Here is a 1874-nt window from a genome sequence, read left to right on the forward strand (position 1 = left end):
GCTGATCGAGGTCCAGACGGGAAGCTATCTCGGGGAAGACGACATCATCCGGATTGAAGACGACTATCAAAGGTCGTGAGGCGCTCAACGAAGGATTACCGCCGTTGAGTGGCCAAGGCTGCCCTCAAGTGACGGTCTTGGTTGTGGCGGTTATCGTGCAGGAGGCACACTCAATTCTCCGGACTGCCGTAAAGGCGGCGACTTCTCGCGTCCATGGTTGTGGTTCCATTTAGACTCCGCCTGACGAGAATGTACCTGCATGACTGAAGGCGACCTACCGACATCCATTTGTGAATGGGGTGGCAGACGCATTCCGGACTCTTTGACGGCATGTCCAGAGAACTTCTGATATTAGGCGCGGTTCAGGACCTCGGTCGCGGTGCCGAGCCGAACAAGAGATTGTCGCAGAGATTCTCTAGCTCAATCTCGCCGCGCTTCTCCCGCCAGAACCGAACGCGGGATTCCCGATCGTCCCCATGATGGTCCGAGCGTCCTGGTATCTACTCTTGCCGCATTGCGAATGCAGCTCTTGGCTGCACTGCCGCGAGCACCGCAGCGGCGAGGCGAGACACTGGCGCCACCTATGCGCCTGGTCAATCGGTAACGCTCCAATCGCAAAGTATGCCAGCCGCGTCTGCAATGATCTTTAATAGTCTCACCCCAATTTTGCGATTGCGATTGGTGAGAGAAAACTTCGAACGAGTGAGCGGCGGCGCGGAACCTACTCAACTGAAAGTCACAATTCGAAACCAAAGGAATGGGGACTAATCGTAAGCGCTGTTTCGGTCCCACCTTCCATTGAAGGCGCCGAGCGAGGAATGATCGATCTCTGATTGGAGATCGGCTTGTGTCTAAGTTTGACCATATGCTTGAGCCCAGGACCTCGGTTCGTCGGGTCGAGGTCATCACCGAGAGCGGCCGACGCCGGCAGTTCTCGGCCGACGACAAGGCGCGGTTTGTCGAGGAGACGCTGGCCCCGGGAGCCGTGGTATCGGAGATCGCGCGGCGGCACGGATTGTCGCCGCAACAGCTGTTTACGTGGCGCCGGCAAATGCGACAGCCATTTGCGATCCCTGTGGCTCCCGAGCCGCAGACGTTCGTGCCCGCTGTCGTTAGCCCATCGTCCACGCCGCCGGAGCGCTCACCGCGGCAGCGCCGACGCCTCCGGAAGGCGCCCGAGGGGGCGGAGAACAGTGGCATCATCGAGCTCGAGATCAACGGCGTCGCGGTCCGGGTCGGCCGCGGCGCGGATGCCGCGACGGTTGCGGCGGTGATCCATGCGCTGAAGACTTGCACGTGATCGGTCCGACGGGCGCGGTGCGGGTGATGGTGGCGACCAGGCCGGTCGACTTCCGCAAGGGTGCCGAAGGGCTCGCGGCCCTGGTGCGTGAGAGCATCCAGGCCGATCCGTTCTCCGGCGCCGTGTATGTGTTCCGCGCCAAGCGCGCCGACCGGGTGAAGCTGATCTATTGGGACGGCACGGGTGTGTGCCTGTTCGCCAAGCGGCTTGAGACCGGTTCGTTCTGCTGGCCCAACGTGCAGGACGGCGTCATTCGCCTGACCGCGGCGCAGCTGTCAGCCTTGCTCGAAGGATTGGACTGGAAGCGCGTCCACGCCGCGCGCGAGACACCGTCGCCGATCCAGGCGAGTTGAACTGCGGCACAGTGAATCAGTATGCATGTCTAGCTCGCGGGATGCCGCGACGCATGGTGTAATCGCATCATGGCGACGACGGCCGACACGCTTCCGGACGATCCCGGCACGCTCAAGGCGATGCTGCTGGCCGATCGGGCGCGCGCCGCGCGGCTCGAGCAGATCATCAAGGAGTTGCAGCGTCATCGCTTCGGCCGCCGGGCCGAGACGCTGCCGGAGGA

General features: G+C 62.3%; 3 protein-coding genes. All 3 read left to right on the forward strand.

Annotated elements, in window-relative coordinates:
- On the forward strand, positions 1-79 hold a 79-nt coding region (locus AC0L3A_RS40545; RefSeq protein ID WP_473256560.1), incomplete at its 5' end, for a hypothetical protein.
- Positions 80-847: 768 nt separating this feature from the next.
- A complete protein-coding gene (gene tnpA / locus AC0L3A_RS40550; RefSeq protein ID WP_473256559.1) occupies positions 848-1300 on the forward strand; it encodes an IS66-like element accessory protein TnpA in 453 nt (150 codons plus the stop codon).
- Positions 1297-1653: an IS66 family insertion sequence element accessory protein TnpB gene (gene tnpB, locus AC0L3A_RS40555; protein WP_007606730.1), complete on the forward strand. Its 357-nt coding sequence runs from the start codon at positions 1297-1299 to the stop codon at positions 1651-1653. Before tnpA ends, tnpB begins: the two co-directional genes overlap by 4 nt.
- The last annotated feature ends 221 nt before the right edge of the window (positions 1654-1874 follow it).

The sequence above is a fragment of the Bradyrhizobium sp. MI1.3 genome, assembly GCF_055811695.1.